The sequence below is a fragment of the Rhizobium sp. KDH_Rht_773_N genome, assembly GCF_052946295.1.
In genome coordinates this window covers 1,069,545-1,095,398 of record NZ_JBRFNB010000002.1, presented here as the reverse complement: position 1 = coordinate 1,095,398, position 25,854 = coordinate 1,069,545, and the positions used below count along the sequence as shown (strand labels likewise).

At 61.8% G+C, this 25,854-nt stretch carries 22 protein-coding genes; 17 read left to right on the top strand and 5 right to left on the bottom strand.

Annotation, left to right across the window (positions count from 1 at the left end):
• Window positions 1-51: 51 nt before the first annotated feature.
• Window positions 52-1,647: an ABC transporter substrate-binding protein gene (locus tag ACU8HS_RS26980; RefSeq protein WP_447016093.1), complete on the bottom strand. Its 1,596-nt coding sequence runs from the start codon at window positions 1,645-1,647 to the stop codon at window positions 52-54.
• Between the two features lie 244 nt (window positions 1,648-1,891).
• Window positions 1,892-2,986 carry a LacI family DNA-binding transcriptional regulator gene (locus ACU8HS_RS26975; RefSeq protein ID WP_447016092.1) on the bottom strand — a complete coding sequence of 365 codons (1,095 nt, stop codon included), beginning with the start codon at window positions 2,984-2,986 and terminating at the stop codon, window positions 1,892-1,894.
• Between the two features lie 528 nt (window positions 2,987-3,514).
• Between ACU8HS_RS26975 and ACU8HS_RS26970 the strand changes: the two genes are divergently transcribed.
• The gene (locus ACU8HS_RS26970; protein WP_447016091.1) at window positions 3,515-5,704 is read left to right on the top strand and encodes an alpha-amylase family protein; all 2,190 of its coding nucleotides are present in this window, start codon (window positions 3,515-3,517) and stop codon (window positions 5,702-5,704) included.
• 66 nt (window positions 5,705-5,770) lie between these two features.
• Here ACU8HS_RS26970 and ACU8HS_RS26965 read toward each other — a convergent pair whose 3' ends face one another.
• Complete coding sequence (locus ACU8HS_RS26965; RefSeq protein WP_112572340.1) at window positions 5,771-6,583, bottom strand: IclR family transcriptional regulator; 813 nt, start codon at window positions 6,581-6,583, stop codon at window positions 5,771-5,773.
• Window positions 6,584-6,991: 408 nt separating this feature from the next.
• Between ACU8HS_RS26965 and ACU8HS_RS26960 the strand changes: the two genes are divergently transcribed.
• The 8 genes from ACU8HS_RS26960 (at window position 6,992) to ACU8HS_RS26925 (ending at window position 16,363) form a co-directional block, all read left to right on the top strand.
• Window positions 6,992-8,125: a transporter substrate-binding protein gene (locus ACU8HS_RS26960; RefSeq protein ID WP_447016090.1), complete on the top strand. Its 1,134-nt coding sequence runs from the start codon at window positions 6,992-6,994 to the stop codon at window positions 8,123-8,125.
• Window positions 8,122-8,703, top strand: coding sequence for an ANTAR domain-containing response regulator (locus tag ACU8HS_RS26955; protein ID WP_112572342.1), 582 nt, complete (start codon window positions 8,122-8,124; stop codon window positions 8,701-8,703). The genes ACU8HS_RS26960 and ACU8HS_RS26955 overlap by 4 nt, the downstream gene beginning before the upstream one ends.
• The gene (locus ACU8HS_RS26950) at window positions 8,704-9,552 is read left to right on the top strand and encodes an ABC transporter permease (protein WP_447016089.1); all 849 of its coding nucleotides are present in this window, start codon (window positions 8,704-8,706) and stop codon (window positions 9,550-9,552) included.
• A complete protein-coding gene (locus ACU8HS_RS26945) occupies window positions 9,552-10,472 on the top strand; it encodes an ABC transporter permease (RefSeq protein WP_113412211.1) in 921 nt (306 codons plus the stop codon). The genes ACU8HS_RS26950 and ACU8HS_RS26945 overlap by 1 nt, the downstream gene beginning before the upstream one ends.
• A gap of 25 nt (window positions 10,473-10,497) precedes the next feature.
• Window positions 10,498-12,117: an ABC transporter substrate-binding protein gene (locus tag ACU8HS_RS26940; protein WP_447016088.1), complete on the top strand. Its 1,620-nt coding sequence runs from the start codon at window positions 10,498-10,500 to the stop codon at window positions 12,115-12,117.
• A 65-nt stretch (window positions 12,118-12,182) separates the two neighbouring features.
• Entirely contained in the window at window positions 12,183-13,127 is a 945-nt protein-coding gene (locus ACU8HS_RS26935; protein ID WP_447016087.1) for an acetamidase/formamidase family protein, read from the top strand.
• Entirely contained in the window at window positions 13,124-14,803 is a 1,680-nt protein-coding gene (locus ACU8HS_RS26930) for an ABC transporter ATP-binding protein (RefSeq protein ID WP_447016086.1), read from the top strand. Before ACU8HS_RS26935 ends, ACU8HS_RS26930 begins: the two co-directional genes overlap by 4 nt.
• Before the next feature lie 498 nt (window positions 14,804-15,301).
• Window positions 15,302-16,363, top strand: a complete 1,062-nt coding sequence (locus tag ACU8HS_RS26925) for a porin (protein ID WP_447016085.1) — start codon at window positions 15,302-15,304, stop codon at window positions 16,361-16,363.
• A 389-nt stretch (window positions 16,364-16,752) separates the two neighbouring features.
• On the opposite strand, the gene ACU8HS_RS26920 is transcribed toward ACU8HS_RS26925, so the two are convergent.
• Complete coding sequence (locus ACU8HS_RS26920; protein WP_447016084.1) at window positions 16,753-17,127, bottom strand: DoxX family protein; 375 nt, start codon at window positions 17,125-17,127, stop codon at window positions 16,753-16,755.
• A 161-nt stretch (window positions 17,128-17,288) separates the two neighbouring features.
• Window positions 17,289-17,912 (bottom strand): GntR family transcriptional regulator, encoded by a 624-nt coding sequence (locus ACU8HS_RS26915; protein ID WP_447016472.1) that lies wholly within the window; start codon window positions 17,910-17,912, stop codon window positions 17,289-17,291.
• A 390-nt stretch (window positions 17,913-18,302) separates the two neighbouring features.
• Here ACU8HS_RS26915 and ACU8HS_RS26910 point away from each other — a divergent pair, with 390 nt between their 5' ends.
• Genes ACU8HS_RS26910 through ACU8HS_RS26875 form a run of 8 tightly spaced genes read left to right on the top strand, consistent with a single transcriptional unit; the run spans window position 18,303 to window position 25,817 of the window.
• Window positions 18,303-19,430 (top strand): BMP family ABC transporter substrate-binding protein, encoded by a 1,128-nt coding sequence (locus ACU8HS_RS26910; RefSeq protein ID WP_447016083.1) that lies wholly within the window; start codon window positions 18,303-18,305, stop codon window positions 19,428-19,430.
• Between the two features lie 20 nt (window positions 19,431-19,450).
• Window positions 19,451-20,581 carry an ABC transporter permease gene (locus tag ACU8HS_RS26905; protein WP_447016082.1) on the top strand — a complete coding sequence of 377 codons (1,131 nt, stop codon included), beginning with the start codon at window positions 19,451-19,453 and terminating at the stop codon, window positions 20,579-20,581.
• Window positions 20,581-21,507, top strand: coding sequence for an ABC transporter permease (locus tag ACU8HS_RS26900; protein ID WP_112572364.1), 927 nt, complete (start codon window positions 20,581-20,583; stop codon window positions 21,505-21,507). The genes ACU8HS_RS26905 and ACU8HS_RS26900 overlap by 1 nt, the downstream gene beginning before the upstream one ends.
• Window positions 21,508-21,526: 19 nt before the next feature.
• Window positions 21,527-22,543 carry a formamidase gene (locus ACU8HS_RS26895; RefSeq protein ID WP_112572366.1) on the top strand — a complete coding sequence of 339 codons (1,017 nt, stop codon included), beginning with the start codon at window positions 21,527-21,529 and terminating at the stop codon, window positions 22,541-22,543.
• An 11-nt stretch (window positions 22,544-22,554) separates the two neighbouring features.
• Window positions 22,555-23,256 (top strand): biuret amidohydrolase, encoded by a 702-nt coding sequence (gene biuH / locus ACU8HS_RS26890; RefSeq protein ID WP_112572368.1) that lies wholly within the window; start codon window positions 22,555-22,557, stop codon window positions 23,254-23,256.
• Window positions 23,253-24,803 carry an ABC transporter ATP-binding protein gene (locus tag ACU8HS_RS26885; protein ID WP_112572370.1) on the top strand — a complete coding sequence of 517 codons (1,551 nt, stop codon included), beginning with the start codon at window positions 23,253-23,255 and terminating at the stop codon, window positions 24,801-24,803. Before biuH ends, ACU8HS_RS26885 begins: the two co-directional genes overlap by 4 nt.
• On the top strand, window positions 24,803-25,471 hold the full coding sequence (locus tag ACU8HS_RS26880) for a cysteine hydrolase (RefSeq protein WP_112572372.1): 669 nt from the start codon (window positions 24,803-24,805) through the stop codon (window positions 25,469-25,471). The genes ACU8HS_RS26885 and ACU8HS_RS26880 overlap by 1 nt, the downstream gene beginning before the upstream one ends.
• Entirely contained in the window at window positions 25,464-25,817 is a 354-nt protein-coding gene (locus ACU8HS_RS26875) for a cupin domain-containing protein (RefSeq protein WP_112572375.1), read from the top strand. The genes ACU8HS_RS26880 and ACU8HS_RS26875 overlap by 8 nt, the downstream gene beginning before the upstream one ends.
• Window positions 25,818-25,854 lie beyond the last annotated feature (37 nt).

Genomic DNA, 25,854 nt, shown 5'->3' with positions numbered 1-25,854 from the left:
TAAGGCCGGGGGCACGATCACATTTCGGAACGTATTCGCGGTTCGATCCGCTCAGGCCTTGATCTTCGCCTTGGTCAGCGGCCAGTTCACGTAGCCGGAGACCACATCGTAGCCGAGATCGACCTTTTCGGAGCGCACGATCATGAAGCCGTTGTTGGAAACCGGCAGGATGACCGCATCCTTCAAGGCCTTGATCTCGATCTCCTTGACGATTTCCAGGCGCTTGCTGAGATCCGGCTCGGCAAGCGCCTTGCCTAGAAGGTCGTCGATGCCCGGAATGGCGACACCGTAATGGCTCATATTCGCCCCGCCATTGCCGTCCGAGCGAACCTCGGCCCCCTTCGACAGATAGGTGACGATTACCTGCGTGGGCACCGGCGGCAGCGCGGACGACTGCTGCGACAGCGTGTTGGTGCCGATGTTCTGGTCGGCGTGGAAGGCGGTATGGTCCTTGATGTTCAGGTCCATGTTGATGCCGACTTTGCGCAGCTGTGCCTGGATCATCAGCATGATGGCCGAAAAATCCTCGCGCTGCGAGGTATCGTTCTTGAAGCTGAAGCCATCCGGGAATCCGGCCTCGGCAAGCAGAGCCTTGGCCTTTTCCGGATTGTACTTGTAGGCAACGTCCTCCGGGATGGTCTCCGCGGTGAAGCCGCCGGGATAGGAGGGCGGGTTGAGCCCGTAGGTGCGCTTGCTGATCGGCGCGATCGCCGTGGTGATCTCATCGCGGTCGATCGCGTAGAAGAGTGCCTGGCGCACACGCACGTCGTCGAACGGCTTCTTCGTCACATTGACCTGCATGGTGAAGAAGCTGCCGGGGCTGACGACATCTAAGATGAGGTTCGGATCGCGCTGCGACATGGAAGCAGCCCAGCCGGGGGCGCGCACACCCTCGATCAGATGCACGTCGCCTGAAAGCAGCGCAAGCGTGCGCGCCGTCGTGTCGGCGATATAGAGGCATTGCAGCTTCGGCGTCGCGGGCTGCACATCCCAATGCTCGGCATTGGCAACCAGCATGACGCCCTGCGACGGATCGGGATAGACCGTCTCCAGCACATAGGGGCCGGTTCCGATCGGATCGCGGCCGATCGGCTCCTCGCCCTTCTCCTCGACGGCCTTCTTGCTCATGACGGAAGCGTCGTAGTCGCTGAGAACGCCGAGCAGGAAAAGCGGGTCCGGCTGCGCCAGCTTGAAGGTCACGGTGTAAGGATCGTCGGCAACGACCTCGCTGATATTGGTGAATTTCGGACGCACGCCGCCAACGCGGACGGCATCGCGAATACGGTCGAAGGTGAACTTGACGTCCTCGGACGTCATCTCGCCATAGCCCTTGTGGAATTTGACGCCCTGACGGAGCTTCAGCGTCCAGGACTTCGAATCCGGCGTCGAACTCCAGCTCGTCGCAAGGCGCGGCACCAGTTCGTCGATCGTTGCCGGGAACTTCCAGAGCGGCAGGTCGACGAGCTTGTCGTAAATATGGATGATCGCCCAGTTATCGACGCCCTGGATCGATTTCGCAGGATCGATAGTCCTGAGACCGCGGGCTGCAAAAGCAATTTTCAATGTATCGGTGGCTTGCGCAAAAGCGGCCGGGCCGAGGCTCGCCGCAATGCCGGCGCCGACAACGGCAGCCGCAGAATTCTCCATAAATCTACGCCGAGTAATCGCCATGCTCAGATCCTCCCTTATCGAGGCGCTGCATCCCGGCTGACGCTGAATTTCTGGTGTTTTTATTGTTGGGGCGTCTTCTGGGTCGACGAGCAGCGCAAGGGCACGGTAGCGCTACCAGATAGAGGCGTCAAGTTTGTTCGGCCGTGGATTTATGGCGTTTTGGAAAAGCTCTTATTCAAATTGCGACATATGCCGCAGCCGGGAAATCGGCGCCCCGGCGTCAGCCGCCCGCCAGACGGCGCCGCAGTTCCCCGCTGCGGTCGGTGCTGGCGCGCTTCTGGATCTTGAAGCCCAGATCAACGATCCGGTCTCCGCTGTCGTCACCGCTCAGGCGGCGGCGCAGTGCCATGACGGCATTGTAGCCGGACTCCCAGCGGGGGCTGCGCACGCTGGTAATGGAAGGATAGGCCGCTTCCATGATGTCGAAATCGTTAAAGCCGGCAATGCCGAAATCTTCCGGCACCCGGATGCCGCGTTCCATGCATTCGAAGAGCGCCCCAAGCGCCATGACGTCGTTATTGCAGAAGACAGCATCCATATCCGGATTGGCGTCAAGAAGGTCGGCCATCAGCTTGCGGCCCGTCGAAGGCGTTGCAAAGCGAGGCGTTTCCCAGCCGACACCCTCCGGAATATGGTCGCTCCTGTCGATCGGCGAAATGTAGCTCGGATTATAGATGCCGGCTTCCGTCAGCGTATCTTTCAGCCCCGTATAGCGGCCAAAGGAGCGGCCGTTCAGCCACCCGCTCAAAAAGCCGATATGCCGGTAGCCGGCTTCGATGAGGTGGCGGGTGATCGCCCGGCCGGCCTCATAGTGCGAAAAGCCGATGATCGTATCGATCGGCTTGTCCGTCAGGTCCATGATCTGGATGACCGGGCAGCGGGCATTCTCCAGCAACTCGCGGGAGCGGTCGTTCTGCTCCGTGCCCGAAACGATCATGCCCGCCGGTTTCTGTCGCAGCATCTGGGCGATCAGCCGCTCCTCCTCTTCCGGCTGATAGCGGGTATTGCCCATCTGGATCTGCAGCTCGGTGCCTTCGACACCGTCATAGACGCCGCGCAGGACGTCGGAGAAGATATTCTGGGTCAGCGAAGGAACCAGCACGCCGATGACATCTGCCCTGACGGAGGCAAGTGCGCGGGCGCTGAGATTGGGCACATAGTTCAGCTCCCTCACCGCCTTGTCGATATTGGCGCGCAGGGCGGCGGAAACCTGGCTCGGATCGCGCAGCGCCCGCGACACCGTAATCGCCCCGACACCGGCAAGGCGCGCAACATCGGCAATCGTGGGACGACCATCGGTCCGTCGGCTTCGCAATCTTTTCTCCCCTCGCAGCATTTCGGAACAGCGCCGTTCGCCTTCCCTGGAAGGTTTCGCAGGCATTACTCAAAAACGAATATGTCAATTCCAAAAAGCAACATCGGAGTCAACGCAGGCACAAACCAGCCCGACCGTGCAAAAAGTCCAATGTCTCTGCGGAGGCGGCGGCACGCTTGCGTTACGGGAGTGAGTTTATGCGCACCCTGCTTACACTGTCAAAAAGGCGGGCCTCTTCCAGATCGGGCACAAGGCGGGCGATCTCGTTCGGCCCGGATTTGACGCCGTCACGGAAGACGGCCGTGATCGGCCCTTGCGGCACTGCGCGTTTACGAACCCTTGGCCCGACAACGAGCGCTTCCGCGGCCCGCCGGCGCCGCGCAATTGTTTGAACACATTTCCGGATGACCATCGAATAGTTTGCCGGGATTTTCCGTATCGTGGAATTTCCGGGAAAAGTCGGCGACTAAGCGACGCTTTCATCTAGTTTGGCGATGCGAACCAACTGAAACGAGGGTGGAAACAGTCATGGGATCGGAGCCTTGGTACAAGACGGCGTTGCGATGGGGACAAACCAATCTGGTCGAGATCGACCCGGCTCGCTACGACGATCAGTGGTGGCGGGAGCACTGGCGCAAGACGCGCGTTCAAGGCGTCATCATCAATGCCGGCGGCATCGTCAGCTACTATCCGACGAAATTTCCACTGCATCACAAGGCGGTCACGCTAGGCGACCGGGATCTTTACGGCGAGATCGTCAAGGCCGCGCGCGAAGAAGGATTGAAGGTCATCGCGCGTATGGATTCGAACCGCGTCGCCGAGGATTTCTATCGCGCTCATCCGGACTGGATCTGCCTCGATATTGACGGCAAGCCCTACCGGCAGGCCGACAAATACGTGACCTGCATCAACTCGCCCTATTACAGCGAATACCTGCCCGGCATCATGCGCGAAATCATCGAGCGCACCAGGCCGGACGGTTTTGCCGACAACAGCTGGGCCGGCATTCCGCGCAAGAACATCTGCTACTGCCGCCACTGCACCGAGCAATTCTTTGCCTGGTCGGGCGTCGACCTGCCCCGCCGCCACGACTGGGCCGACGAGAACTATCGCCGCTGGATCCGTTGGAACTACAAGCGCCGCACGGATCTCTGGGAGTTCAACAACAAGGTGACGACCGAAGTCGGCGGCAAGGATTGCTGCTGGATGGGCATGATCAGCGGGGATATCCTCAACAACGGCAATCGTTTCATCGATCTCAAGGAAATCCTTGCCCGCAGTCCGATCGTCATGCTCGACCATCAGCGCCGCAACCTGATCGACGGCTTCGAGGACAATACCGAAACCGGCAAGCGGCTGCATGAAGTTGGCGGCTGGGATAAGCTGATCCCTGAAAGCACGCCGCAATATCAGCTTGGCTCGCCGGCCTTCCGTCTCGCCAGCATGCCGCCCGCCGAAGTGCGCCTCTGGTCTTCCTCCGGCTTTGCCGGCGGCATCCAGCCCTGGTGGCATCATATCGGCTCGCTGCATGAGGACCGCCGCCAGTACAAGACCGCCGAGCCGATCTTCAAATGGCACGAGGCGAACCAGGATATCCTCATCAACCGCCAGCCGCAGGCCGATGTCGGCGTCGTCTGGTCGCAGAACAACCATGATTATCACGGCCGCGACAAGGCGAACGACCGCACGATGAACCCCTACAGGGGCACGACGCGGGCGCTCGATCGTGCCGGCATTACCTATCTGCCCGTCAATGCCGATGACATCGGCAAGGCGGCAGGGCGCTTCAGCGTGCTGGTTCTGCCCAATCTCGCGGCCATGTCGGACGGGCAGGTTGCCGCTGTCGAAGCCTTCGCCGCAGGGGGCGGCTCGGTCATCGCATCATCGGAGGCAAGCCTCTACAGCGAGTACGGCGACCGCCGCACGGATTTCGCCCTTGCCAGGCTTTTCGGCGTTCACCGCAAGACCGGTGCGCATGGCGATTTCGAAGCCGCCAATCCCGATATCGAAACCAGCGCGCGCCACACCTATCTGCGCCTCTCGCCCGAGCTGCGTGCCGGTGTGCACGGCCCCTCGGACAGCACGGCGCCGAAGGCTGAGGGAAGCCGCCATCCGGTGCTTGCCGGCCTTGAAGAGACCGACACCCTGCCCTTCGGCGGCTATCTGCCGATCGTCAGCGTCGACGACGATGTCAAGGTGCTCGCGACCTTCATTCCGGATTTCCCTATCTATCCGCCGGAAACCTCGTGGATGCGGCAGCCCTATTCGGATATGCCTGCCATTACCGTTCGCGAAAACGGCAAGGGCAAGTTCGTCTGGTTCGTCGCCGATCTCGACCGTTGTTACGCCCGGGACGACCAGTTCGAGCATGCGCGGCTGATCACCAATGCCGTGCGCTGGATGCTTGCCGATCGCTCGCTTCTGCGGCTTGAAGGCACGCACGGCCTCATCACGGCAACGCTCTACCAGCAGGATAAACGGCAGATCGTTCACCTGAACAACCGCGTGCTGGTCTCCCGCGTGCCGGGGCGCCAGAACGAGCTTGTACCAATCGGGCCGGTGACGCTGCGCCTGCGCAAACCGGTCGGCAAGGCTGCCTCGGATGCGGGTCTCAGGGTGGCCGGAAAAACGGTCAAGGTCCGTGACGAAGGCAGCGAGATCGCCATCGATGTCGGCGCAGTGCTCGACCATGAAGTGATCGTCGTCGACTGGTCCTGACCGGCCAAAGAAAACCGCCGGCTGACAGAGCCGGCGGGTTCGTGCAGGCGAGCGCAGTGTCTTGTGTCAGCTCGCAATGGCGTTGACCGGCGGCATCTCCCCACTGAGAGCCGCCGTCAACTGCGCCGAAGTCTCGGCCAGCAGGCGTCCGAGCACCGGAATCCGCTGCGGTGTAATCCGCGAGGCGAGGCTCGACAGCGATATGGCACAGATCGCTTCGCCCTGATGATTATAGACGGCAGAGGCCACGCAGCGCAGGCCGGGAACCAGCTCCTCGTCATCGACAGCATAACCGTCCGCCCGGACTTTTTCGAGATCGGCCCGCAGCGCCGCCTGATCCCTCAACGTATTGGCGGTAAAGCGCCGGCTCCCCTCGCGCGAAAAGACCGCCTCCAGATCCTGCTGCGAATAGGTTGCGAGAATGGCCTTGCCCATGGCGGATGCCGTCATCGGGACCCGGCTGCCGACGCGCGCGACAGTGCGGGTAATATCGCGGCTTTCGACGCGATCGACGAAAACGACCTCGCCGTCCTGAACGAAGCCGAGATTGGCGGTTTCGCGCGTCTGGTCACGCAGCCGTCTGAGATAGGGGAGTGCGGTGGCGACAAGATTGCTCTGGCGCGTGAAGACCGAGCCGATGGCAAAGGCCTGTCGGCCGATATGCCACATGCGGTCGTTCGGATTGTACTGGATGAATTGCCACTGCTCCAGCGTCGTCAGAATGCGGTGAACCGTGGAAGGTGCCAGGCCCGTGCGGCTGGCAAGATCAACCAGACGGTTGCCATCCTCGTCCATTCCCATCGCCTCAAGCAGCATCATGGCGCGGTCGATCGATTGAACGCGCCCGTGAAGACTTTTCTCCTCCACATGCTCTCCCATGCGTCTCCTCCATTGCGAATTTTCGGGCGTTCTCCGGCGCTATCAACATGAATGGTAACGCTACCATTCGAGACCGTCAACGGCGAAGAGTTCGTTGTAGTGCCAGAAAATCCCGAACTTCACGGGATCGTGCACCGGCGGGAGCCACAACCGGGGACCTCTCCACAGCGCGAAATCGCGCCAGCTCAAGGGCTGGCGGGCGCAGCAAATGATCTGGCCCGACCGGCCATTATTCGCCCGAAGCGTGCTTGACAAAAGAGAGGTGCCTGTATTTTATTCATGCTTGCGGATTAGGCAGATAGTGCACCGCATTTTACATGACTTCGACAGTCGCTGGGCAGTTTCGCCCCATGATGGCCCCCGTCGCGGATGGGACGCCTCATGGGGTTTTTGGTTTTTGGCTTGCAGATGAATGATGCGTTGAAAATCGGCATTCTTTACTCGACCACGGGTCCTTACGGCTCGATGGGGCGCGACGCGCGCGACGGCGCCGAATTCGCGATCGCCGAATTTGCTGCCGAAAGCGGCCGCCCCGTCGAACCCGTCTTCTTCGACCCGCGAGCCGATCTGGCCGCCTATCTCGAAGGCGCGCGCCATCTGCTGCGCGCCGGCTGCCGCCATATCGTCGGCACCATAACTTCGGCGGCCCGCAAGGAGGTCATCCCGCTTATCGAAAAGCATGACGGCCTGCTCTGGTATATGTGCCCCTATGAGGGTTTCGAGGCGAACGAAAACGTCATCTATGTCGGCGGCTGCCCGAACCAGCACCTCTTACCGCTCTTCGAGCACCTGATCCCGCGCTATGGCAATCGGCCCTATCTGGTCGGCGCCAACTATGTCTGGGGCTGGGAAATGAACCGGCTCGCCCGCGAGCTGACGACCAATGCCGGCGGCGAGGTGCTCGGCGAGCGTTACCTGCCGCTCGAGGAAACCGCGGTCGAGCGTATCGTCGCCGATATCGAGCAGCACCGCCCGAGTTTCATCCTCAACAATCTGATCGGGCCGTCGAGCTATGCTTTCCACGAGGCGATCCGTCGGCTTGCCGATCGCGACCCGGCCTTCCGGCCTGAGAACTGCCCGGTCGTCAGCTGCGACCTGATGGAATGCGAGCTTGACGATATCGCGCCGGGGGCGGCGGTCGGCCAGCTCTGCGCTGCCTCCTATTTCGACAGCGTCGCCACCTCCGAGAATGCCGAATTCAAGCAGCGGATCATCGCCCATTTCGGCGCCGAGCGCCGCATCTCCAGCGTCTTTGCCAGCGCCTATACCGCCGTGCGCCTCTGTGTCGATGCAATCGTGGCGGCCGATGGCGACGAGCCCTCCGCCGTGCGTCGGGAATTGTACGGCCGGACCTGGGCAACACCCTTCGGCGCGCTCACTATTGACCGTGAAACAAATCATGCGGCCCTGCCCTTCCATCTTGGCCGCATCAACGTCAGGAACGGTTTCGACGTGATCGCCTCGCGCCCGCCGCTTGCCGCCGATCCCTATCTGACCGGCCGCAACAAGACGGTCTCGCCGAAATTACGGGTGGTATCATGAAGGAAACACCCAATTTCGCCGGCTGGCATGCCGTCGTCCTGCACCGCGAGGATGGCAATACGGAAAGGCTGATCCGTCAGTTGCGGCTTCTCGGGCTTTCGGCGACCCTGCAATGGGCGCCGCTTTCGGCCGCGAGCGTGCCGGATCTCGTGATCGTCGATGCCGACCAGGGTTTTGACGGCCTGCTTCCCTGGAGTGGAGCCGCCCCGACCTGCCCGATCGTTGCGCTGCTCGGCTCGGAAGCGCCCGGCCGCATCGCCTGGGCGCTCGGCCAGGGTGCCGGCGCGATCATCGCCAAACCGATCGCCGCCTCCGCCGTCTATCCGGCTCTCGTCATGGCGGTTTCCATTCATCAGGAGCGCAAGGGTGTCACTGAGCGTCTTCAATATCTTGAGGAGCGCGTGCGCCTGCGACCGCTCGTGCATGCGGCAGTCGAAAAACTCATGAAGGCGCATGGGGTCGACGAGGAACGCGCCTATTCGATCCTGCGCAACTGCGCCATGCGCCGCCGCCTGCCAATGGAACAGATCGCCGCCTTCATCCTCGGCGGCATAGAACCGCTGCCGGAGGCGGGTTGAATGCGTGCATTGAAAGCCATCCTGAGGCAGCCAGCTGCCCTTTTCGGCCTAATCGTCGTGCTTGCTGTCATCGGCCTTGCCGTGGCGGCCCCCTGGATCGCGCCCTTCAACCCCGATGAACAGATGTTCGACGGCCTGTCGCTGGAAGGCGCCCCGCTGCCGCCCGGCGGCCCCTATCTGCTCGGCACGGATACGCTTGGCCGCGACCTCTTTTCGCGCATGCTGTTTGGCGCGCGCACCTCGCTCGTGATCGGCCTTGTCGCCAACGGCATCGCGGTCGCGATCGGCCTCTTCGTCGGCATCCTTGCCGGTTACATGCGCGGCATCGTCGGCAATATCCTGATGCGCTTCACCGACCTGATGATGGCTTTCCCGGCGCTGTTGCTGGCGATCGTGCTCGCTGCCCTGCTGCGACCAAGCCTCTGGATCGTCGCCATGGTGATTGCGCTCGTCAACTGGGTGCAGGTCGCCCGCATCGTCTATACGGAGACACGTGGGCTGGTGGAACGCGATTTCATCATGGCCGAACGCTCGCTCGGTGCCGGCCACATGCGCGTGCTTTTCCTGCACATCCTGCCGCATCTCGTACCGACGGCGATCGTCTGGGGCACGCTTGGCATCGCGACCACCGTGCTGCTCGAGGCGACCCTCTCCTTCCTCGGCATCGGCGTGCAGCCGCCGCAGCCTTCCTGGGGCAATATCATCTTCGAAAGCCAGAGTTATTTCCAGGCTGCGCCCTGGCTGGTCTTCTTCCCCGGCGCGATCATTCTTCTGACGGCGCTGTCCTTCAATCTCGTCGGAGATGCGCTGCGCGACATTCTCGACCCGACCCAGCGCGGGAGAGGCTGATGATCTTCCTCGTCCTCCGCCGGCTGGTCCAGGCCGCGCTCATCCTTCTCGGCGTCGCCGCCATCACTTTCGTGCTGCTTTATGCACTCCCGGCAGACCCGGCGCGCATGATCGCCGGCCGAAGCGCCACCGCGCAGACGGTTGCCAATATCCGCCACGAACTCGGCCTCGATCAGCCGCTGCTCATCCAGTTCAGCACCTATCTGGGCAATCTTCTGCACGGCAATCTCGGCCGCTCCTATGCGCAGAAGACCGAGGTCTGGACGCTCATTGCCGCCCGTCTGCCGGCAACGCTCGTCCTCATGCTCTCAGGCATTCTGGTGGAAGTGGCTCTCGGGCTGACACTCGGCACGATTGCCGCCGTGCGCCGCGGCGGTTTCGTCGACCGGCTTGTCATGACCGCCTCTTTCGTCGGGGTTTCGGCGCCGCAATTCGTCGTCGCCCTGCTGCTTCTATACGTCTTTGCCGTAACGCTCGGATGGCTGCCCATGAGCGGCTATGGCACGTTCGCCCATGTCGTGCTGCCAGCCACCACCCTCGGCGTGCTTGGCGCCGGCTGGTATGCACGCATGGTGCGATCGGCCATGATCGATGTGCTCAATCAGGATTATGTTCGCACCGCTCGGGCCAAGGGCCTGTCCTCACGCCGCATCATCTTCCGCCACGCCCTGCCCAACGCCATCCTGCCGATCATCGCCATGATCGGCATCGATATCGGCCAGTTCATGGGCGGCGTGGTTGTGGTCGAGGCCGTCTACGGCTGGCCCGGCATCGGCCAGCTTGCATGGCAGGCCATCCAGCAGGTCGACATACCGATCATCATGGGCGTCACGCTGACATCGGCACTCGCCATCGTCCTCGGCAACCTGCTGGCCGATCTGATGGCGCCGCTCATCGATCCACGTATCCGTACACGTTGACAGCAACCAAAGAAGGGGAACCCGAATGTTCAAACGCTGGCTTCGACACACAACCATGGCAACGATGGTGGCGCTCGCCCCCCTCGCCGCCACCGCACAGGAAACGCCCAAGCAGGGTGGCGACATCGTCGTCACCTATAAGGACGACATCACCACGCTCGACCCGGCCATCGGTTACGACTGGGTCAACTGGTCGATGATCAAGAGCCTCTATTCACGCCTGATGGACTATGCGCCGGGCACGCCGAACCCGGTGCCGTCGCTGGCCGAAAGCTTCACCGTGTCGCCCGATGGCCTCACCTATACGTTCAAGCTGCACAAGGGCGTGAAATTCTCCAACGGCCGCGAAGTCGTCGCGTCCGACGTGAAATATTCGATCGAACGCGCCGTCAACCCGAAGACACAGGGGCCGGGTGCCGGTTTCTTCGGTGCCATCCAGGGCTTCGAGGATGAGACCGGCGGCAAGACCGAGACGCTTTCGGGCATCGAGACGCCCGATGACAGCACCGTCATCTTCCACCTGTCGCGTCCCGACGCGACCTTCCTGCATGTGCTGGCCATCAACTTCGCTTCGGTCTTGCCGAAGGAAGCCGTCGAAGCCGCCGGCGGCGATTTCGGCAAGAAGCCTGTCGGTTCGGGCACCTTCATCCTGAAGGACTGGACGATCGGCCAGCAGCTCGTTTTCGAGCGCAACAAGGATTATTTCGTCAAGGGCGTGCCCTATCTCGACAGCTTCAAGGTCGAAGTCGGCCAGGAGCCGCTGGTCGCCCTGCTGCGCCTGCAGAAGGGTGAGGTCGATATTGCCGGCGACGGCATTCCGCCGGCCAAGTTCCTGGAAATCAAGAACTCCGCCGACGGCGCACAGATGATCGTCGATGGCGAGCAGCTGCATACGGGCTACATCACGCTGAACACCAAGGTAAAGCCCTTCGACAACGTCAAGGTGCGCCAGGCCGTCAACATGGCGATCAACAAGGAGCGCATCACCCGCATCCTGAACGGCCGCGCAACGCCCGCCAACCAGCCGCTGCCGCCACTGATGCCGGGTTACGACAAGTCCTTCACCGGCTACAGCTACGACGTCGCCAAGGCGAAGGCGCTGCTGGCGGAAGCAGGCTTCCCGGACGGCTTCGAAACGGTCCTCTACTCGACCAATACCGATCCGCAGCCGCGTATCGCCCAGGCGATCCAGCAGGATCTCGCAGCCATCGGCATCAAGGCCGAAGTGCGCGCTCTCGCGCAGGCCAACGTGATTTCAGCCGGCGGCACGGAAGGCGAAGCGCCGATGATCTGGTCGGGCGGCATGGCCTGGATCGCCGACTTCCCGGATCCGTCCAACTTCTACGGCCCGATCCTCGGCTGCGCCGGCGCCGTTCAGGGCGGCTGGAACTGGTCTTGGTACTGCAATGCCGATCTCGACAAGCGTGCGGTGGCCGCCGACTCCATGTCCGATCCGGCAAAGTCGGCCGAGCGCACGGCGGCCTGGGGCAAGATCTTCACCGACATCATGGCCGACGCGCCATGGGTTCCGGTCATCAACGAGCGCCGCGTCGTCGCCAAGTCGCTGCGCATGGGCGGCGCTGACAACATCTATATCGATCCGACCCGCGTCATCAATTACGACGCGATCTACGTGAAGCAATAGGCCTCAAGCGGACAATGCCTTCCCGGCCGTGTCGGGAAGGCTCCACAAAATCGAGGGAGACACCCATGTGCATTGCCTGCACCCACACGATTCACCGCGCCCAGCATAATTTCGGCTGGAACAAGGATTTCGCACCCGCTGTCGTCGCCAAGCCGGGCGAAACGATCCATTTCGAATGCCTGGATTCTTCCTGCGGTCAGCTCGGCGCCGATGCGACGCTGGAGACGCTGAACAATCTGGATTTCGGCAAGATCAACCCGGTCTCCGGCCCGATCTATGTGGAGGGCGCCAAGCCCGGTGACGCGCTGAAGGTGACGCTGCGCAAGTTCATCCCCTCGGGCACCGGCTGGACCGCCAACATTCCGGGCTTCGGCCTGCTTGCCGACCAGTTCAAGGAACCGGCGCTGCATGTGTGGTCCTATGACGCCAGCAGCATGACGCCGGCCCTCTACGGTCCCGGCGGCCGCGTGCCGCTGAAGCCCTTCGCCGGCACGATCGGCGTTGCCCCGGCCGAGCCGGGCACGCATTCCGTCGTGCCGCCGCGCCGCGTCGGCGGCAACATGGATATTCGCGACCTGACTGCCGGTGTCACGCTCTATCTGCCGATCGAGGTCGAGGGCGCGCTCTTCTCCATCGGCGACACGCATGCCGCCCAGGGTGACGGCGAAGTCTGCGGCACGGCGATCGAAAGCCAGATGAATGTCGAGGCGACGATCGAACTCGTCAAGGATGCGCGCCTGCAGACGCCACGCTTCACCACCACCGAGCCCGTCAGCCGCCATCTCGATGGTGCCGGCTACGAAGTCACCACCGGCATCGGTCCCGACCTGATGACCGGCGCACGCGAAAGCGTCATGCGCATGATCGATCTGCTGACGGCCGAGCACGGCATGAGCGCCGTCGATGCCTATCTGCTCTGCTCGGTCTGCGGCGATCTGCGCATCAGCGAAATCGTCGACATGCCGAACTGGGTCGTCTCCTTCTACTTCCCGAGGATCGTATTCGCGTGATGGAAGCCAAGCCCGCCGCGCCTATCCTCAGCGTTCGCAATCTCAATGTCGATGCGAGAACACCTGACGGACGCAAACCGGTTCTGAAGGATATCGGCTTTGATCTCGCCAGCGGCGAAACGCTTTGCCTCGCCGGGGAATCCGGGTCCGGCAAGTCGGTAACGTCGCTGTCGATCATGGGCCTGTTGCCGAAGGCCTCGCTTACGGTCGCCTCCGGCAGCATCATGCTCGGCGAACGTGACCTGCTGAAGCTTTCCGACCGGGCCATGCACAGCGTGCGCGGCGGCGATATCGCCATGGTCTTCCAGGAGCCGATGACATCGCTCAACCCGGTCATGTCGATCGGGGCGCAGCTGACGGAGGCGATCCGCGAGCATCAGGGCAGCGAAAATGCCGAGGCGATCGCGCTGCAGATGCTCGATGCCGTGCAGATCACCGATCCGGCAAGACGCCTCAAGCAATATCCGCATGAACTCTCCGGCGGCATGCGCCAGCGCGTGATGATCGCCATGGCGCTCTCATGCCGTCCCAAGGTGCTGATCGCCGACGAGCCGACGACCGCGCTCGACGTGACGGTGCAGGCACAGATCCTCAAGCTGATGCGGGAACTGAAGTCGGAATTCGGCACGTCGATCATCCTGATCACCCATGACATGGGCGTCGTCGCCGAAATGGCCGACCGCGTCATCATCATGCAGAATGGCGGCATCGTCGAAGAAGGTCCTGCCATCGGCATTTTCCGCGCACCGCGTCAGACCTATACGCAACAGTTGCTCTCGGCCGTACCGCGCCTGGGCGCCTTTGCCGGCACGGACGGTCCGCCGCGCATCACGCCGCGCAGCGTCGAAACACTTCATCCCGACCGGATCCCGGTCCTCAATGTCCGCAACCTCAACGTCACCTATGGCGGCGCTGCGCGTTTTCTCTTCAAGGGCAAGGCGCCGGCCGCGGCCGTCAGCGACGTCTCCTTCGATATCCTGCCGGGCGAAACACTTGGTCTCGTCGGCGAGAGCGGATCGGGAAAATCGACGACCGGCAAGGCCGTGCTTGGCCTTATTCCCTTTACCGGCGACGTGCTCATCGATGGCCGCAACATCGCCGGCCTGAGCCACAGCGAGATGCAGCCGATACGCCGCACGGCACAGATGATCTTTCAGGATCCCTATGCCTCGCTCGATCCGCGCATGGCGGTCGGCGCGGCGATTGCCGAGCCATTGGTCATCCACGGCATTGCCGGCAGATCCGAGCGGCAGGACAGGGTGGCCGACCTCCTGCGCCGTGTCGGCCTGACCGCTGACGCAGCCACGCGCTATCCGCATGAATTCTCCGGCGGCCAGCGCCAGCGCATCTGTATTGCGCGTGCCCTGGCGCTCGAGCCGAAGCTGATCGTCGCCGACGAAAGTGTCGCCGCGCTCGATGTATCCGTACGCGCCCGCGTGCTCGACCTGATGCTGGAACTGCAGGAAAGCATGGGGCTTTCCTATCTCTTCATCTCACATGACATGGCGGTCGTCGAACGCATGTCGCATAAGGTCGCGGTCATGCGCGGCGGCAGGATCATCGAAACGGGAACCCGCCGCCAGATCTTCGAGCATCCGCAAGAGGAGTACACAAAGGCCCTGATGGCCGCCGTTCCGATCCCCGATCCGGAGGCACGACGCGCAGGGCTGGGATAAGGGGCACAAGCGTCCCTGGAGCCGCCGCGCAGTTGCGAGCCCCCTCTCGACTACTGTCGAATCATGGCTAAGAGCGGTTCGCAGCACGGTCGAGCCTCGGCCGTGCCTGCCGTCTATCTCCTGTCTGCGGGCCGCATTTTGCGGCTGCTTTGCCATCCGGATGTGTAAATACATACCCGCACGACGATAGGCCTTCGATATATTTCCACATCGAGCGGCAGGCCATGTGCCCGTCCGCGGGCGGTTGATTTCGGCTAAGTCACGCTAATATAGCGATATTTCGCAATTCCTTTTTTACCACTTGTTAATACCCGTCTGACGACTGTTGTACTTCTGTCACACACACCACGGTTTAGTTAGAATTCTCTACAAAATGGGAGCATTCATTGTTGAGCCCTCCCCCCTTTCGGTTATTTTAGGTCTTACCGAATTGATCGGGTTTTATCAGAGGGGACGTTCTTTCGTGGAACGCACTCGAACTTAGGAGATTGGCTTTCCATGAACATTCGTATGATGTTGCTTGGTTCTGCAGCTGCCCTCATCGCTGCACCGGCATTCGCAGCAGACGCTATCGTCGCTGCCGAGCCGGAACCGGTTGAATACGTTCGCGTCTGCGACGCCTACGGTACCGGCTACTTCTATATCCCGGGCACGGAAACCTGCCTGAAGATCGAAGGTTACATCCGTTTCCAGGTTGACGTTGGCCCGGGCCAGAGCGGCGACTCCGACTGGGATGCTAAAACCCGCGGTCAGGTTCAGTTCACTGCCAAGAGCGACACCGAATACGGCCCGCTCACCGGCGTTATCGTTCTCCAGGCCAATGCCGACAACGCAACGGACCAGGAAACGATCCTCGACTCGGCTTACCTCGACGTCGCGGGCTTCCGCGCTGGTCTCTTCTACTCCTGGTGGGACGATGGTCTCTCCGGCGAAACGGATGACATCGGTTCCGTCGTAACGCTGCATAACTCCATCCGTTATCAGTACGAAACCGGTTCCTTCTACGCTGGCCTCAGCGTCGACGAACTGGAAGACGGTGTTTACCAGGGCGATACGTTCGATGCCGACGGCGACCTGATCCCGGACGACGGCCCGAACAACGTCGGCGTTGCCTTCGGCATCGGCGGCACGGCTGGCGCCTTCAGCTACCAGATCACCGGCGGCTGGGACTTCGACAACGAAGACGGCGCTATCCGCGCTATGGGTACGGCTGAACTCGGCCCGGGCACGCTCGGCCTCGCAGTTGTCTACTCCAGCGGCCCGAACTCCTACTACTCGACGGCTGAATGGGCAGTTGCTGCCGAATACGCCATCAAGGCAACGGACAAGCTGAAGATCACCCCCGGCGTTCAGTACTACGGCAACTACATCGGCGGCGCCAGCGCGTTCGACACCGTTCCCAACGACTTCGAGGGTACCGGCGATGCCTGGAAGGCTGGTCTGACGGTTGACTACCAGATCGTCGACAACTTCTACGCCAAGGCTTCCGTCCAGTACCTGGATCCGGAAGATGGCGACGACTCCACGACGGGTTACTTCCGTCTGCAGCGCTCGTTCTAAGCTGAATATTGAAAGCCCCGGGATCGCATCTCGGGGTTTTTCACCACGAGCTTCTGGTTTGGTGACCTCCAATTCAGAAGAAAGAGGTCGATCCGGTTCCCTGCCGGATCGGCCTCACCCATCGATACAGAATTCCACTCCTGTAGATGGTTTTGGCTCGCCCTCATCCGAGGGCGAGCTTTTTACCTGACGAGATTGGATTATCCGACAGACGGGGTCTTGCCGGTGGCTGAGGGTCTGAAGAACTCGGCCGCCGGTTTTCTTCTGAATAGATCGCAGCAGGCAAGCGCTATGGTCGCCCTGGCGGCGTAGCGCTTGCCTGTGCCTATCCCAGACAAGAGCGGCCACGATGGCAGCCGTTCCATACCCCGGACGAGATCACCAGGCGCTCAGACCATGTTCAACGGCATCAACTGGCGCAATCTCGGGTCGCGCAGATAGAAGCCACCCCATGCGGCAATGCCGAGAAGCAGGCAGATGATCTGGGGCGGCGTAAAGAACTCGCCCAGGCGGAAATGCGTGCAGATAGCGCCGCCGAGAAAACCCGTTACCAATATGGCGCCGAGAAAGGCCGTCTTCGGAACGGCATAGAGGATCGCGCAGATCGCGATGATAATGCCGAGCGCCGGGGCGAGATTGACGGGAAAACCGGTTGCGTCCATTTCCGCCCTTATGAAGTCAGGCGCAAAAAGGTCTGTGGCCGCATCGGCAAGAAGCAGGACAACGACCACCTCTGACAGAATTCGCCCAATCCAGATCGACACTGTCGCTGCCCCTTCAATTGCCGGTCACAGCCCGGCCGGATGCTGTCAATTCAGGCGCAATCCCGCAATCGGGATTTTGGCCGCCAGGGTCCGACTCGCCGCCAATTCCAAGCGTTGCAGCGCATGATTGTCGCCTTGTGCAGCCAATGTGTCCGTGGCAGCTACTTCTCTCTTGCCGAGGCAAAGACAACGCTGGCATCGCTGACAATTTCCACATGCGAATAGGCAGCCTTTGCGGCGGCTGCACCATCTGCACGCATGATCGCAGTAACGATCATGTCGTGCTCGTCATAGGATTTCGCAAGCCGCCCCGGCAGACGGAACTGCGCCCGGCGGAACGGCGCCAGCCGAGCCCGGCTCTGCGTGACCAGCTCATAGATATGCTCGTTATGCGCACCGCGATAAAGCCGCGTGTGGAACTCGGTGTTGTGAACGGCGTAGTCCTCTTCCGCACCCTGATGCACGAGGCGCGCGGAAGCACGATGTTCGATTTCCAGGATACGCCGTTCGTCAACCGTCATCCGCTCGGCGGACAGACGCGCGCAAACACCTTCGAGCTCCGCCATCGCCTCGAACATCGAGTGCAGATAGGTCTCGGTCACGGTAGTGACGACGGCGCTGCGGTTGGGCTCCCGGTCGACCAGCCCCATTGCGCCGAGTTCGCGAAGCGCCTCGCGCACCGGCGTGCGCGACACGTCGAAACGGGCCGCCAGAGAGATCTCGTCAAGCCTGTCGCCCGGCAACATCTGCCCGGTCACGATCATATCGGCAATCGCCCGCACCATCTGCTCGACGGTCGTTCCTGCCCTGACAATCTCTCTGCGCCTGACCTGCTTCAAGGAGTGATTCTGTCCGTGAATTTGAATGCATACACATGCATCGTTGGCACCGCAAAGTCAAACACCGCAGTAAACAGTTGTTTTAATTATATAAAAACTGAAATTGCTTACAACAACACAGCAGACAAAGACATCTGGCGTGGAAATCAGCTGATTTTATAGACCCTGCATAGTTTTTGATCTTGCGTGGCTAAAAATTGCATACACTTTTTATCGCGCCCCGAAGCCATCAGAATATATCCAATAAATTCAACGCAATAAAATTTGGCACGGCCATTGCATACACTTTTCCGTAGCCAATTGAACCGGCAAAACCGCCGCAAGGGGAGCATTCCGATGACCAAACTCCTTTCCATGAACCGCCGCCATTTTCTCCAGGCATCCGCCGCCACCGCGCTGGTCGGCGCCGCCCCCGGCCTTCTCTCCGCGCCCGCGTTTGCGCAAACTGCCCTGACTGTCGGCTTCATCTATGTCGGTCCCAAGGATGACTACGGTTACAACCAGTCGCACGCCGAAGGCGCTGCCGTCGTCAAGGCGTTGCCGGGCATCACCGTCGTCGAGGAAGAGAATGTGCCGGAGACGGTCGATGTCCAGAAGACGATGGAATCGATGATCAACCTCGATGGCGCGACCCTGCTTTTCCCGACATCCTTCGGTTACTTCGATCCGCATATGCTGGCCATGGCCGCCAAATATCCGGATATCCAGTTCCGCCATTGCGGCGGCCTCTGGCAGGAAGGCAAGAACCCGGCCAATACCGGCTCCTATTTCGGTTATATTTTCCAGGGCCAGTATCTGAACGGTATTGCCGCCGGCCATGCAACGAAGAGCAAGAAGCTCGGCTTCGTGGCCGCCAAGCCGATCCCGCAGGTTCTGCAGAACATCAACGCCTTCCTGCTCGGTGCGCGCTCGGTCGATCCGACCATTACCTGCCAGGTGATTTTCACCGGCGAATGGTCGCTTGCCGTCAAGGAGGCCGAAGCCACGAACGCGCTGGTTGATCAGGGCGCCGACGTCATCACCTGCCATGTCGACAGCCCGAAGGTCGTCGTGGAAACCGCCGCCGGCCGCGGCGCCTTCGTCTGCGGCTATCACGCCAATCAGAGCCCGCTTGCGCCTGAAAAATATCTCACCGGCGCCGAATGGGCCTGGGGCAATGTCTATAGCGATTTCGTCAAGAAGGCGCAGGCCGGCGAGAAACTCGGCAATTTTGTGCGCGGCGGCCTGAAGGACGGGTTCGTCAAGATGAGCGCCCTTGGCCCCGGTGTCTCCGAGGCAGGCCGCAAGGCCTTCGAGGGGACCCATGCCGAGATGATGAAAGGCGGCTTCTCCGTCTTCAAGGGGCCGCTCAAGGATAACAAGGGCAATACGGTCGTGACCGCCGACAAGAGCTACGCCGAAGACGCGATCGAGCTCGAAAGCATGAATTATCTCGTCGAGGGCGTCGTCGGATCGACGGCGTAGACCGCAGAGGGAGAAGCGCCATGACTGTTCAGGCCAATGATCCCGCAATATCAGTCGCTTCCGAACAACCTGCATCGCTGCGCCCCATCCTCGAATGGATCGCGCGACATGCCGAACCTGTGGTGATCGGCCTTGCGGCCATCCTGATCGGTCTTGGGCTCTTCTCTCTCTTCATCCTGGCGATCGGCAAGTCGCCGGCGATGCTGTTCCAGCTTATGTACACCGGCGGCTTCGGCAGCTGGTTTTCGGTGCAGAACTGTTTAAGTCGTGCCGCACCCCTTCTCCTGACGGCACTCTGCGTCGCCCTGCCCGCCCGCCTCGGCCTCGTTATCATCGGCGGTGAAGGAGCGGTCGTGCTGGGCGGCGTTGCCGCCGCGGCGATGGCCATGCCGCTTGCCGGCACGGCACCCGTTCTCCCGACCCTTATTCTCATGGCTGTCGCGGCGATGGCGGTCGGCGGCATCTGGATCGGCCTTGCCGGTTTCCTGCGCCACTATCGCGGCGTCAACGAGACGATCTCCTCGCTGCTGCTCTCCTATATCGCGATCGCGCTGATGAACCAGTTTGTCGAAGGACCGCTGCGCGATCCCGCCAGTCTCAACAAGCCTTCGACCAAGCCGCTGCCGGCAGACTATATGCTCGGCAACATTCCCGGCATGGACGTGCACTGGGGTCTCGTCATCGGCATCGTCGCCTGCATCCTCTCCTGGATCCTGATCGAGGTGACGAGTTACGGATTCGCCGCGCGCATCGCCGGCGGCAACGTACGTGCCGCCCAGATCCAGGGCCTGCCGGTCGGCAAACTGATTGCCGGCTTCACCGCAATCGCCGGAAGTTTTGCGGGCCTCGCCGGCATGATCGAGGTCGCGGCCGTGCAAGGCAGCGCCAATGCCTCGCTTGCCGCCGGTTATGGCTATACCGGCATCCTCGTCGCCTTCCTTGCCCGGCACAATCCGCTGGCGATCATTCCGGTCGCGATCCTGCTCGGCGGCATCGATGCTTCTGGCGGCCTTATCCAGCGCCGCATGGGTCTGCCGGATGCCACCGTGCTCGTGCTGCAGGGCACGCTCTTCATCGTCATCCTCTTCTGCGAGACCTTCTACGGCCGCTTCAAGATCTTCAATCCCGACCTCTGGAAAAGGAGCCTCTGATGGAAGAGACCGGCATCGGCATATGGGGCGTGCCCCTTGCCATCCTCGCAGGCGCCATCCGCGTCTCCACGCCCTTCATCTTCGTCAGCCTCGGCGAGACGATTACCGAGCGCTCCGGCCGCATCAATCTCGGGCTTGAAGGGACACTGGTCTTCGGCGCGATGACGGCCTATGCCGTCGCCGTGATGACCAATTCGCCCTGGCTCGGTGTGCTCGCGGCCATGGCAACGGGCGCGGTCTTCGGCCTCGTCCACGGCTGGATCTGCAAATGGCCGAAGGTCAACGATATCGCGATCGGCATCGCCATGATGCAGTTCGGGCTCGGCCTTGCCTTCTTCCTCGGCAAACCCTTTATCCAGCCGGCAGCGCCGCATCTGCCGGCCATCCCCCTCGGTTTCTGGTCGAACATGCCGCAGATCCAGGCAGCGCTGAACATCAACGTGCTCTTCCTGCTGGGTGCTGCCCTCGCCTTCGTTCTCTGGTGGGCCTTCAGCAATACCCGCGTAGGCCTCATCCTGCGCGTCGTCGGCGACAGCACCGATGCCGCGCGCGCCATGGGCATCAATCCGGATCGCGTGCGACTGCTGGCAACCGCCATCGGCGGTTCGCTGGCGGCCATCGGCGGCGCCTATCTGTCGCTCTATTATCCGGGCTCGTGGAACGAGGGCATTTCCTCCGGCCAGGGGCTGATGGCCGTGGCGCTCGTGATCTTCGCCCGCTGGAACCCGATCGGCTGTTTCCTCGCCGCCCTGCTCTTCGGCGGCGCCGGCGCACTTGGCCCGGCGCTGCAATCCGTCGGCGTCACACAGGGCTACTATCTCTTCTACGCCGCCCCTTACGTGCTGACGCTGGTCATCATGATCGCGACCTCCTCGCCCACCCGTTCGCTCGCCGGCGCGCCCGGCGCGCTTTCCCTGACGAAATAAGCATGAAAGGAGCCAAGCGATGAACGGCCTCGGCGGATTGAACAAATCGGACCACGGCGTCGGCATCGGCCTCGTCCAGCTCCAGCTTCCCGTCACCGTCACGAGAGAAGACCTTGCTCGCCAGACACAGGTCATTGTCGATCTCGTCGCCAAGGCACGGCGCAATCAGCCGGGAATGGATCTGGTCGTCTTCCCGGAATATGCCCTGCATGGCCTGTCGATGGATATCAATCCCGAGATCATGTGCACGCTCGACGGGCCGGAGGTCGCAGCCTTCAAGAAGGCCTGCAGGGACAACGTGATCTGGGGCTGCTTTTCGATCATGGAGCTTAACCCGGAGGGCATGCCCTACAATTCCGGTATCGTCATCGACGACAAGGGCGAGCTGAGGCTCTATTACCGCAAGATGCATCCCTGGGTGCCGGTCGAGCCGTGGGAACCCGGCAATTTCGGCATTCCCGTCATCGATGGGCCGAAGGGCGCCAAGCTTGCGCTTATCATCTGCCACGACGGCATGTTCCCGGAGATGGCGCGCGAATGCGCCTATAAGGGTGCGGAAATCATGATCCGCACCGCCGGCTATACCGCTCCGATCCGCGAAGCGTGGCGCTTCACCAATCAGTCGAACGCCTTCTGCAATCTCATGGTCACGGCAAGCGTCTGCATGTGCGGCTCGGACGGCACGTTCGACAGCATGGGCGAAGGCATGATCTGCAATTTCGACGGCTCGATCATCGCTCACGGGACATCGGGCCGCGTCAACGAGATCATCACCGCCGAAGTGCGTCCCGATCTCGTGCGTGAAGCCCGCCTTGGCTGGGGCGTCGAAAACAACATCTACCAGTTCGGCCACCGCGGCTACGTCGCCGTTTCCGGCGGCGCTGATGATGCGCCCTATACCTACATGCACGATCTGATCGCCGGCAAATACCGTCTTCCCTGGGAGGATCAGGTGAAAGTCACGGACGGCACGCCCTGCGGCTTCGACAAGCCGGCACGCCGCTACGGCAAAACATTCAAACTCGCGGGTGAATAGGAGAAAAGACGATGGACGCCATGGTCGAAACCAAAGGACACTATATCGACGCCGATCCCTATGCCTGGCCCTATAACGGTGCCCTGCGGCCCGACAATACCGCGCTCATCATCATCGACATGCAGGCGGATTTCTGCGGCAAGGGCGGTTATGTCGATCACATGGGTTACGATCTGTCGCTGGTCCAGGCACCGATCGAGCCGATCAAGAAGGTCTTGGCCGCCATGCGCGCCAAGGGCTACCACATCATCCACACCCGCGAGGGCCATCGGCCCGATCTCGCCGACCTGCCGGCCAACAAGCGCTGGCGCTCGCAGCGCATCGGCGCCGGCATCGGCGATCCGGGGCCTTGCGGACGCATCCTCACGCGCGGAGAACCGGGCTGGGACATCATTCCGCAACTTTACCCGATCGAAGGCGAGACGATCATCGACAAGCCGGGCAAAGGCTCTTTCTGTGCCACCGATCTGGAACTGATCCTCAACCAGAAGCGCATCGAGAACATCATCCTGACCGGCATCACCACCGACGTCTGCGTCTCCACCACGATGCGCGAAGCGAACGACCGCGGCTATGAATGCCTGCTTCTGGAGGACTGCTGCGGCGCGACCGACTACGGCAACCACCTCGCCGCCATCAAGATGGTGAAGATGCAGGGGGGCGTGTTCGGCTCCGTCTCCAATTCGCAAACCCTCGTGAGTCAGCTGCCATGAGCACCATCCGCGATACTCCCCTCCCGCAAGCCGGCAAGGCCGTCGGCATCGACACGATCGACATGACGATGCGCTTCGGCAGCTTCACGGCCCTCGACCATGTGTCGGTCAAGATACCCGCGGGCAGCTTCCATGCGCTGCTCGGTGAAAACGGCGCCGGCAAATCGACACTCGTCAAATGCATCATGGGTTTTTATCACGCGACATCGGGCTCGCTTTCCGTCGATGGACGCGAAGTGGCAATTGCTTCGCCGAAGGATGCCGCGACCTATGGGCTCGGCATGGTCTACCAGCATTTCACGCTGGTTCCCTCGCTGACGGGTGCCGAGAACCTCGTCATCAGCCGCGCCGAAGTGCCTGCGATCATCAACTGGGCAAAAGAGCGGAAGGATCTCGCAGCTTTCATGGAACGCATGCCCTTCAAGATCCCGCTCGACCGGCCGGTCAGCGAGCTTGCCGCCGGCGAGAAACAGAAATTGGAGATCGTCAAGCAGCTCTATCTCGGCCGTTCCTTCTTGGTGCTGGACGAGCCGACTTCGGTTCTGACACCCGCCGAGGCCGATGAAATGCTCGGCCTCGTGCGCGGCATGACCGAACGCGGCGAACTGACCGTGCTGATGATCTCCCACAAATTCCACGAGGTCACGAAATTCGCCGATGCCGTCTCGATCCTGCGGCGTGGCAAGCTCGTCGGCACGGGCAAGGTCGGCGAGCTTTCGACCGCCGACATGGCGGCGATGATGATCGGCGACGTCAAGCTCGCCGAACTCGATACCCGTGTTCCGATTTCCGAGAGCGCCAAGCCCGTTCTCACGGTCGAGCAGGTGAAGGCGCCGGATCGCACCGGCCTGAAGACGATCGAGATCGACAATCTCACGGTCCGCTCCGGCGAGATCGTCGGCATTGCCGGCATATCCGGAAACGGCCAGAAAGAACTGACGGAAATCCTCGCCGGCCAGCGGCCGACCGATGCCGGCCGGGTCAGCGTCAATGGCGAGGCCTATGGTGCGACACGCCCCGAGACCCGCAAGAACAACGTCCGTTTCATCCCCGAGGAGCCGCTGCAGAACGCTTGCGCGCCGCGCATGACGGTCAGCGAGAATCTTGCTTTCCGCACCTTCGACCTGAAGGCCGACGGCAAGGATGCGATCTGGCTGAACAAAGGCAAGATGAAGAAGCGCGCCACGGCGCTGATTTCCGACTTCAAGGTGAAAACGGCCTCCTCTTCCTCGCCGATCGCGGCCCTTTCGGGCGGCAACGTGCAGCGCGCCGTGCTGGCCCGCGAACTGACCGGCGAGGTGGACCTGCTGATCGTCTCCAATCCCTGTTTCGGTCTTGATTTCTCGGCCGTCGCCGAGATCCGCGCCCGCATCATGAAGGCCCGCAATTCCGGTACGGCCGTGCTGCTCTTGTCGGAAGACCTCGATGAACTGCTCGAAATGTCCGACCGCATCATGGTCATTTCCGAAGGCAGACTGGTCTACGAGACGCCGGCGCGGTCTGCCGATATCGGCGTCATCGGCGCGCATATGGCGGGGCATCACTGATGGCCGAGATCAAGGCACAGCCTTTCGCCTTTCCGGCAAAGCACGACCGGCTCGCCCTTATCGTCATCGACATGCAGCGAGATTTCGCCGAGCCCGGCGGCTTCGGCGCCAGCCTCGGCAATGATGTCAGCCGCATCTTGAGGATCGTGCCGGATGTCAAACGGCTCATCCAGGGTTTCCGCAATGCCGGCCTGCCGGTCATCCACACGATGGAATGTCACAGGCCCGATCTCTCCGACCTGCCGCCGGCAAAACGCGACCGCGGCAACCCGACCCTGCGCATCGGCGACGAAGGGCCGATGGGGCGGATTCTGATCGCGGGCGAGCCCGGTACGGCGATCCTGCCCGAGCTTGCCCCGCTCAAGGGCGAAGTGGTGATCGAAAAGCCCGGCAAGGGCGCCTTCTACGCCACCGAACTTGGCGACGTGCTGCAGGAGAAGGGCATAAGACAACTTGTCTTCGCCGGCGTGACGACCGAAGTCTGCGTGCAGACGACCATGCGCGAAGCCAACGATCGCGGTTACGAATGCCTGCTCGCCGAGGAGGCGACGGAAAGCTATTTCCCCGAATTCAAGGCCGCCGCCATCGCCATGATCCGCGCGCAAGGCGCGATCGTCGGCTGGACGGCCCATGTCGACGATATCCTGGAGAGCATCGCCCATGCCTGAAACGACCCGCGAACTGCTCACGTCAGGCGGCTGGAAGGCGCTGGAATTCGGCCCCTTCCGCGACGAGGTGACGATCCACTGGATTCGTCCTTTCGACGGCGATCAGCCGGGCGTCGCGCTTCTGAAATACGAGGCCGGCGCCAGCGTTCCCCGCCATCGCCATGAAGGGCTGGAGACCATCCTCGTGCTTGATGGCGTCCAGTCCGACGAAGCCGGCGACTATGGCCGCGGCAGCTACATCGTCAATGCGCCCGGCACCGAACATTCGGTCTGGAGTGATACCGGCTGCGTGGTTCTCATCCAGTGGGACCGACCGGTGAAAATACTGGAAGAGGAAGCGGCGTGAATTCGACAGGATCGGCGTCCCCTCAAGGAGTGGGCAA

Excerpts from the sequence above, each read along its gene's own strand:
- ACU8HS_RS26935 (WP_447016087.1), top strand. The coding sequence starts at position 12,183 with ATGTGCATTGCCTGCACCCACACGATTCACCGCGCCCAGCATAATTTC.
- ACU8HS_RS26925 (WP_447016085.1), top strand. The coding sequence starts at position 15,302 with ATGAACATTCGTATGATGTTGCTTGGTTCTGCAGCTGCCCTCATCGCT.
- ACU8HS_RS26905 (WP_447016082.1), top strand. The coding sequence starts at position 19,451 with ATGACTGTTCAGGCCAATGATCCCGCAATATCAGTCGCTTCCGAACAA.
- ACU8HS_RS26970 (WP_447016091.1), top strand. The coding sequence starts at position 3,515 with ATGGGATCGGAGCCTTGGTACAAGACGGCGTTGCGATGGGGACAAACC.
- ACU8HS_RS26885 (WP_112572370.1), top strand. The coding sequence starts at position 23,253 with ATGAGCACCATCCGCGATACTCCCCTCCCGCAAGCCGGCAAGGCCGTC.
- ACU8HS_RS26945 (WP_113412211.1), top strand. The coding sequence starts at position 9,552 with ATGATCTTCCTCGTCCTCCGCCGGCTGGTCCAGGCCGCGCTCATCCTT.
- ACU8HS_RS26940 (WP_447016088.1), top strand. The coding sequence starts at position 10,498 with ATGTTCAAACGCTGGCTTCGACACACAACCATGGCAACGATGGTGGCG.
- ACU8HS_RS26895 (WP_112572366.1), top strand. The coding sequence starts at position 21,527 with ATGAACGGCCTCGGCGGATTGAACAAATCGGACCACGGCGTCGGCATC.
- ACU8HS_RS26900 (WP_112572364.1), top strand. The coding sequence starts at position 20,581 with ATGGAAGAGACCGGCATCGGCATATGGGGCGTGCCCCTTGCCATCCTC.
- ACU8HS_RS26915 (WP_447016472.1), bottom strand. The coding sequence starts at position 17,912 with ATGGTGCGGGCGATTGCCGATATGATCGTGACCGGGCAGATGTTGCCG.
- ACU8HS_RS26880 (WP_112572372.1), top strand. The coding sequence starts at position 24,803 with ATGGCCGAGATCAAGGCACAGCCTTTCGCCTTTCCGGCAAAGCACGAC.
- ACU8HS_RS26950 (WP_447016089.1), top strand. The coding sequence starts at position 8,704 with ATGCGTGCATTGAAAGCCATCCTGAGGCAGCCAGCTGCCCTTTTCGGC.
- ACU8HS_RS26910 (WP_447016083.1), top strand. The coding sequence starts at position 18,303 with ATGACCAAACTCCTTTCCATGAACCGCCGCCATTTTCTCCAGGCATCC.
- biuH (WP_112572368.1), top strand. The coding sequence starts at position 22,555 with ATGGACGCCATGGTCGAAACCAAAGGACACTATATCGACGCCGATCCC.
- ACU8HS_RS26960 (WP_447016090.1), top strand. The coding sequence starts at position 6,992 with ATGAATGATGCGTTGAAAATCGGCATTCTTTACTCGACCACGGGTCCT.
- ACU8HS_RS26875 (WP_112572375.1), top strand. The coding sequence starts at position 25,464 with ATGCCTGAAACGACCCGCGAACTGCTCACGTCAGGCGGCTGGAAGGCG.
- ACU8HS_RS26980 (WP_447016093.1), bottom strand. The coding sequence starts at position 1,647 with ATGGAGAATTCTGCGGCTGCCGTTGTCGGCGCCGGCATTGCGGCGAGC.
- ACU8HS_RS26965 (WP_112572340.1), bottom strand. The coding sequence starts at position 6,583 with ATGGGAGAGCATGTGGAGGAGAAAAGTCTTCACGGGCGCGTTCAATCG.
- ACU8HS_RS26955 (WP_112572342.1), top strand. The coding sequence starts at position 8,122 with ATGAAGGAAACACCCAATTTCGCCGGCTGGCATGCCGTCGTCCTGCAC.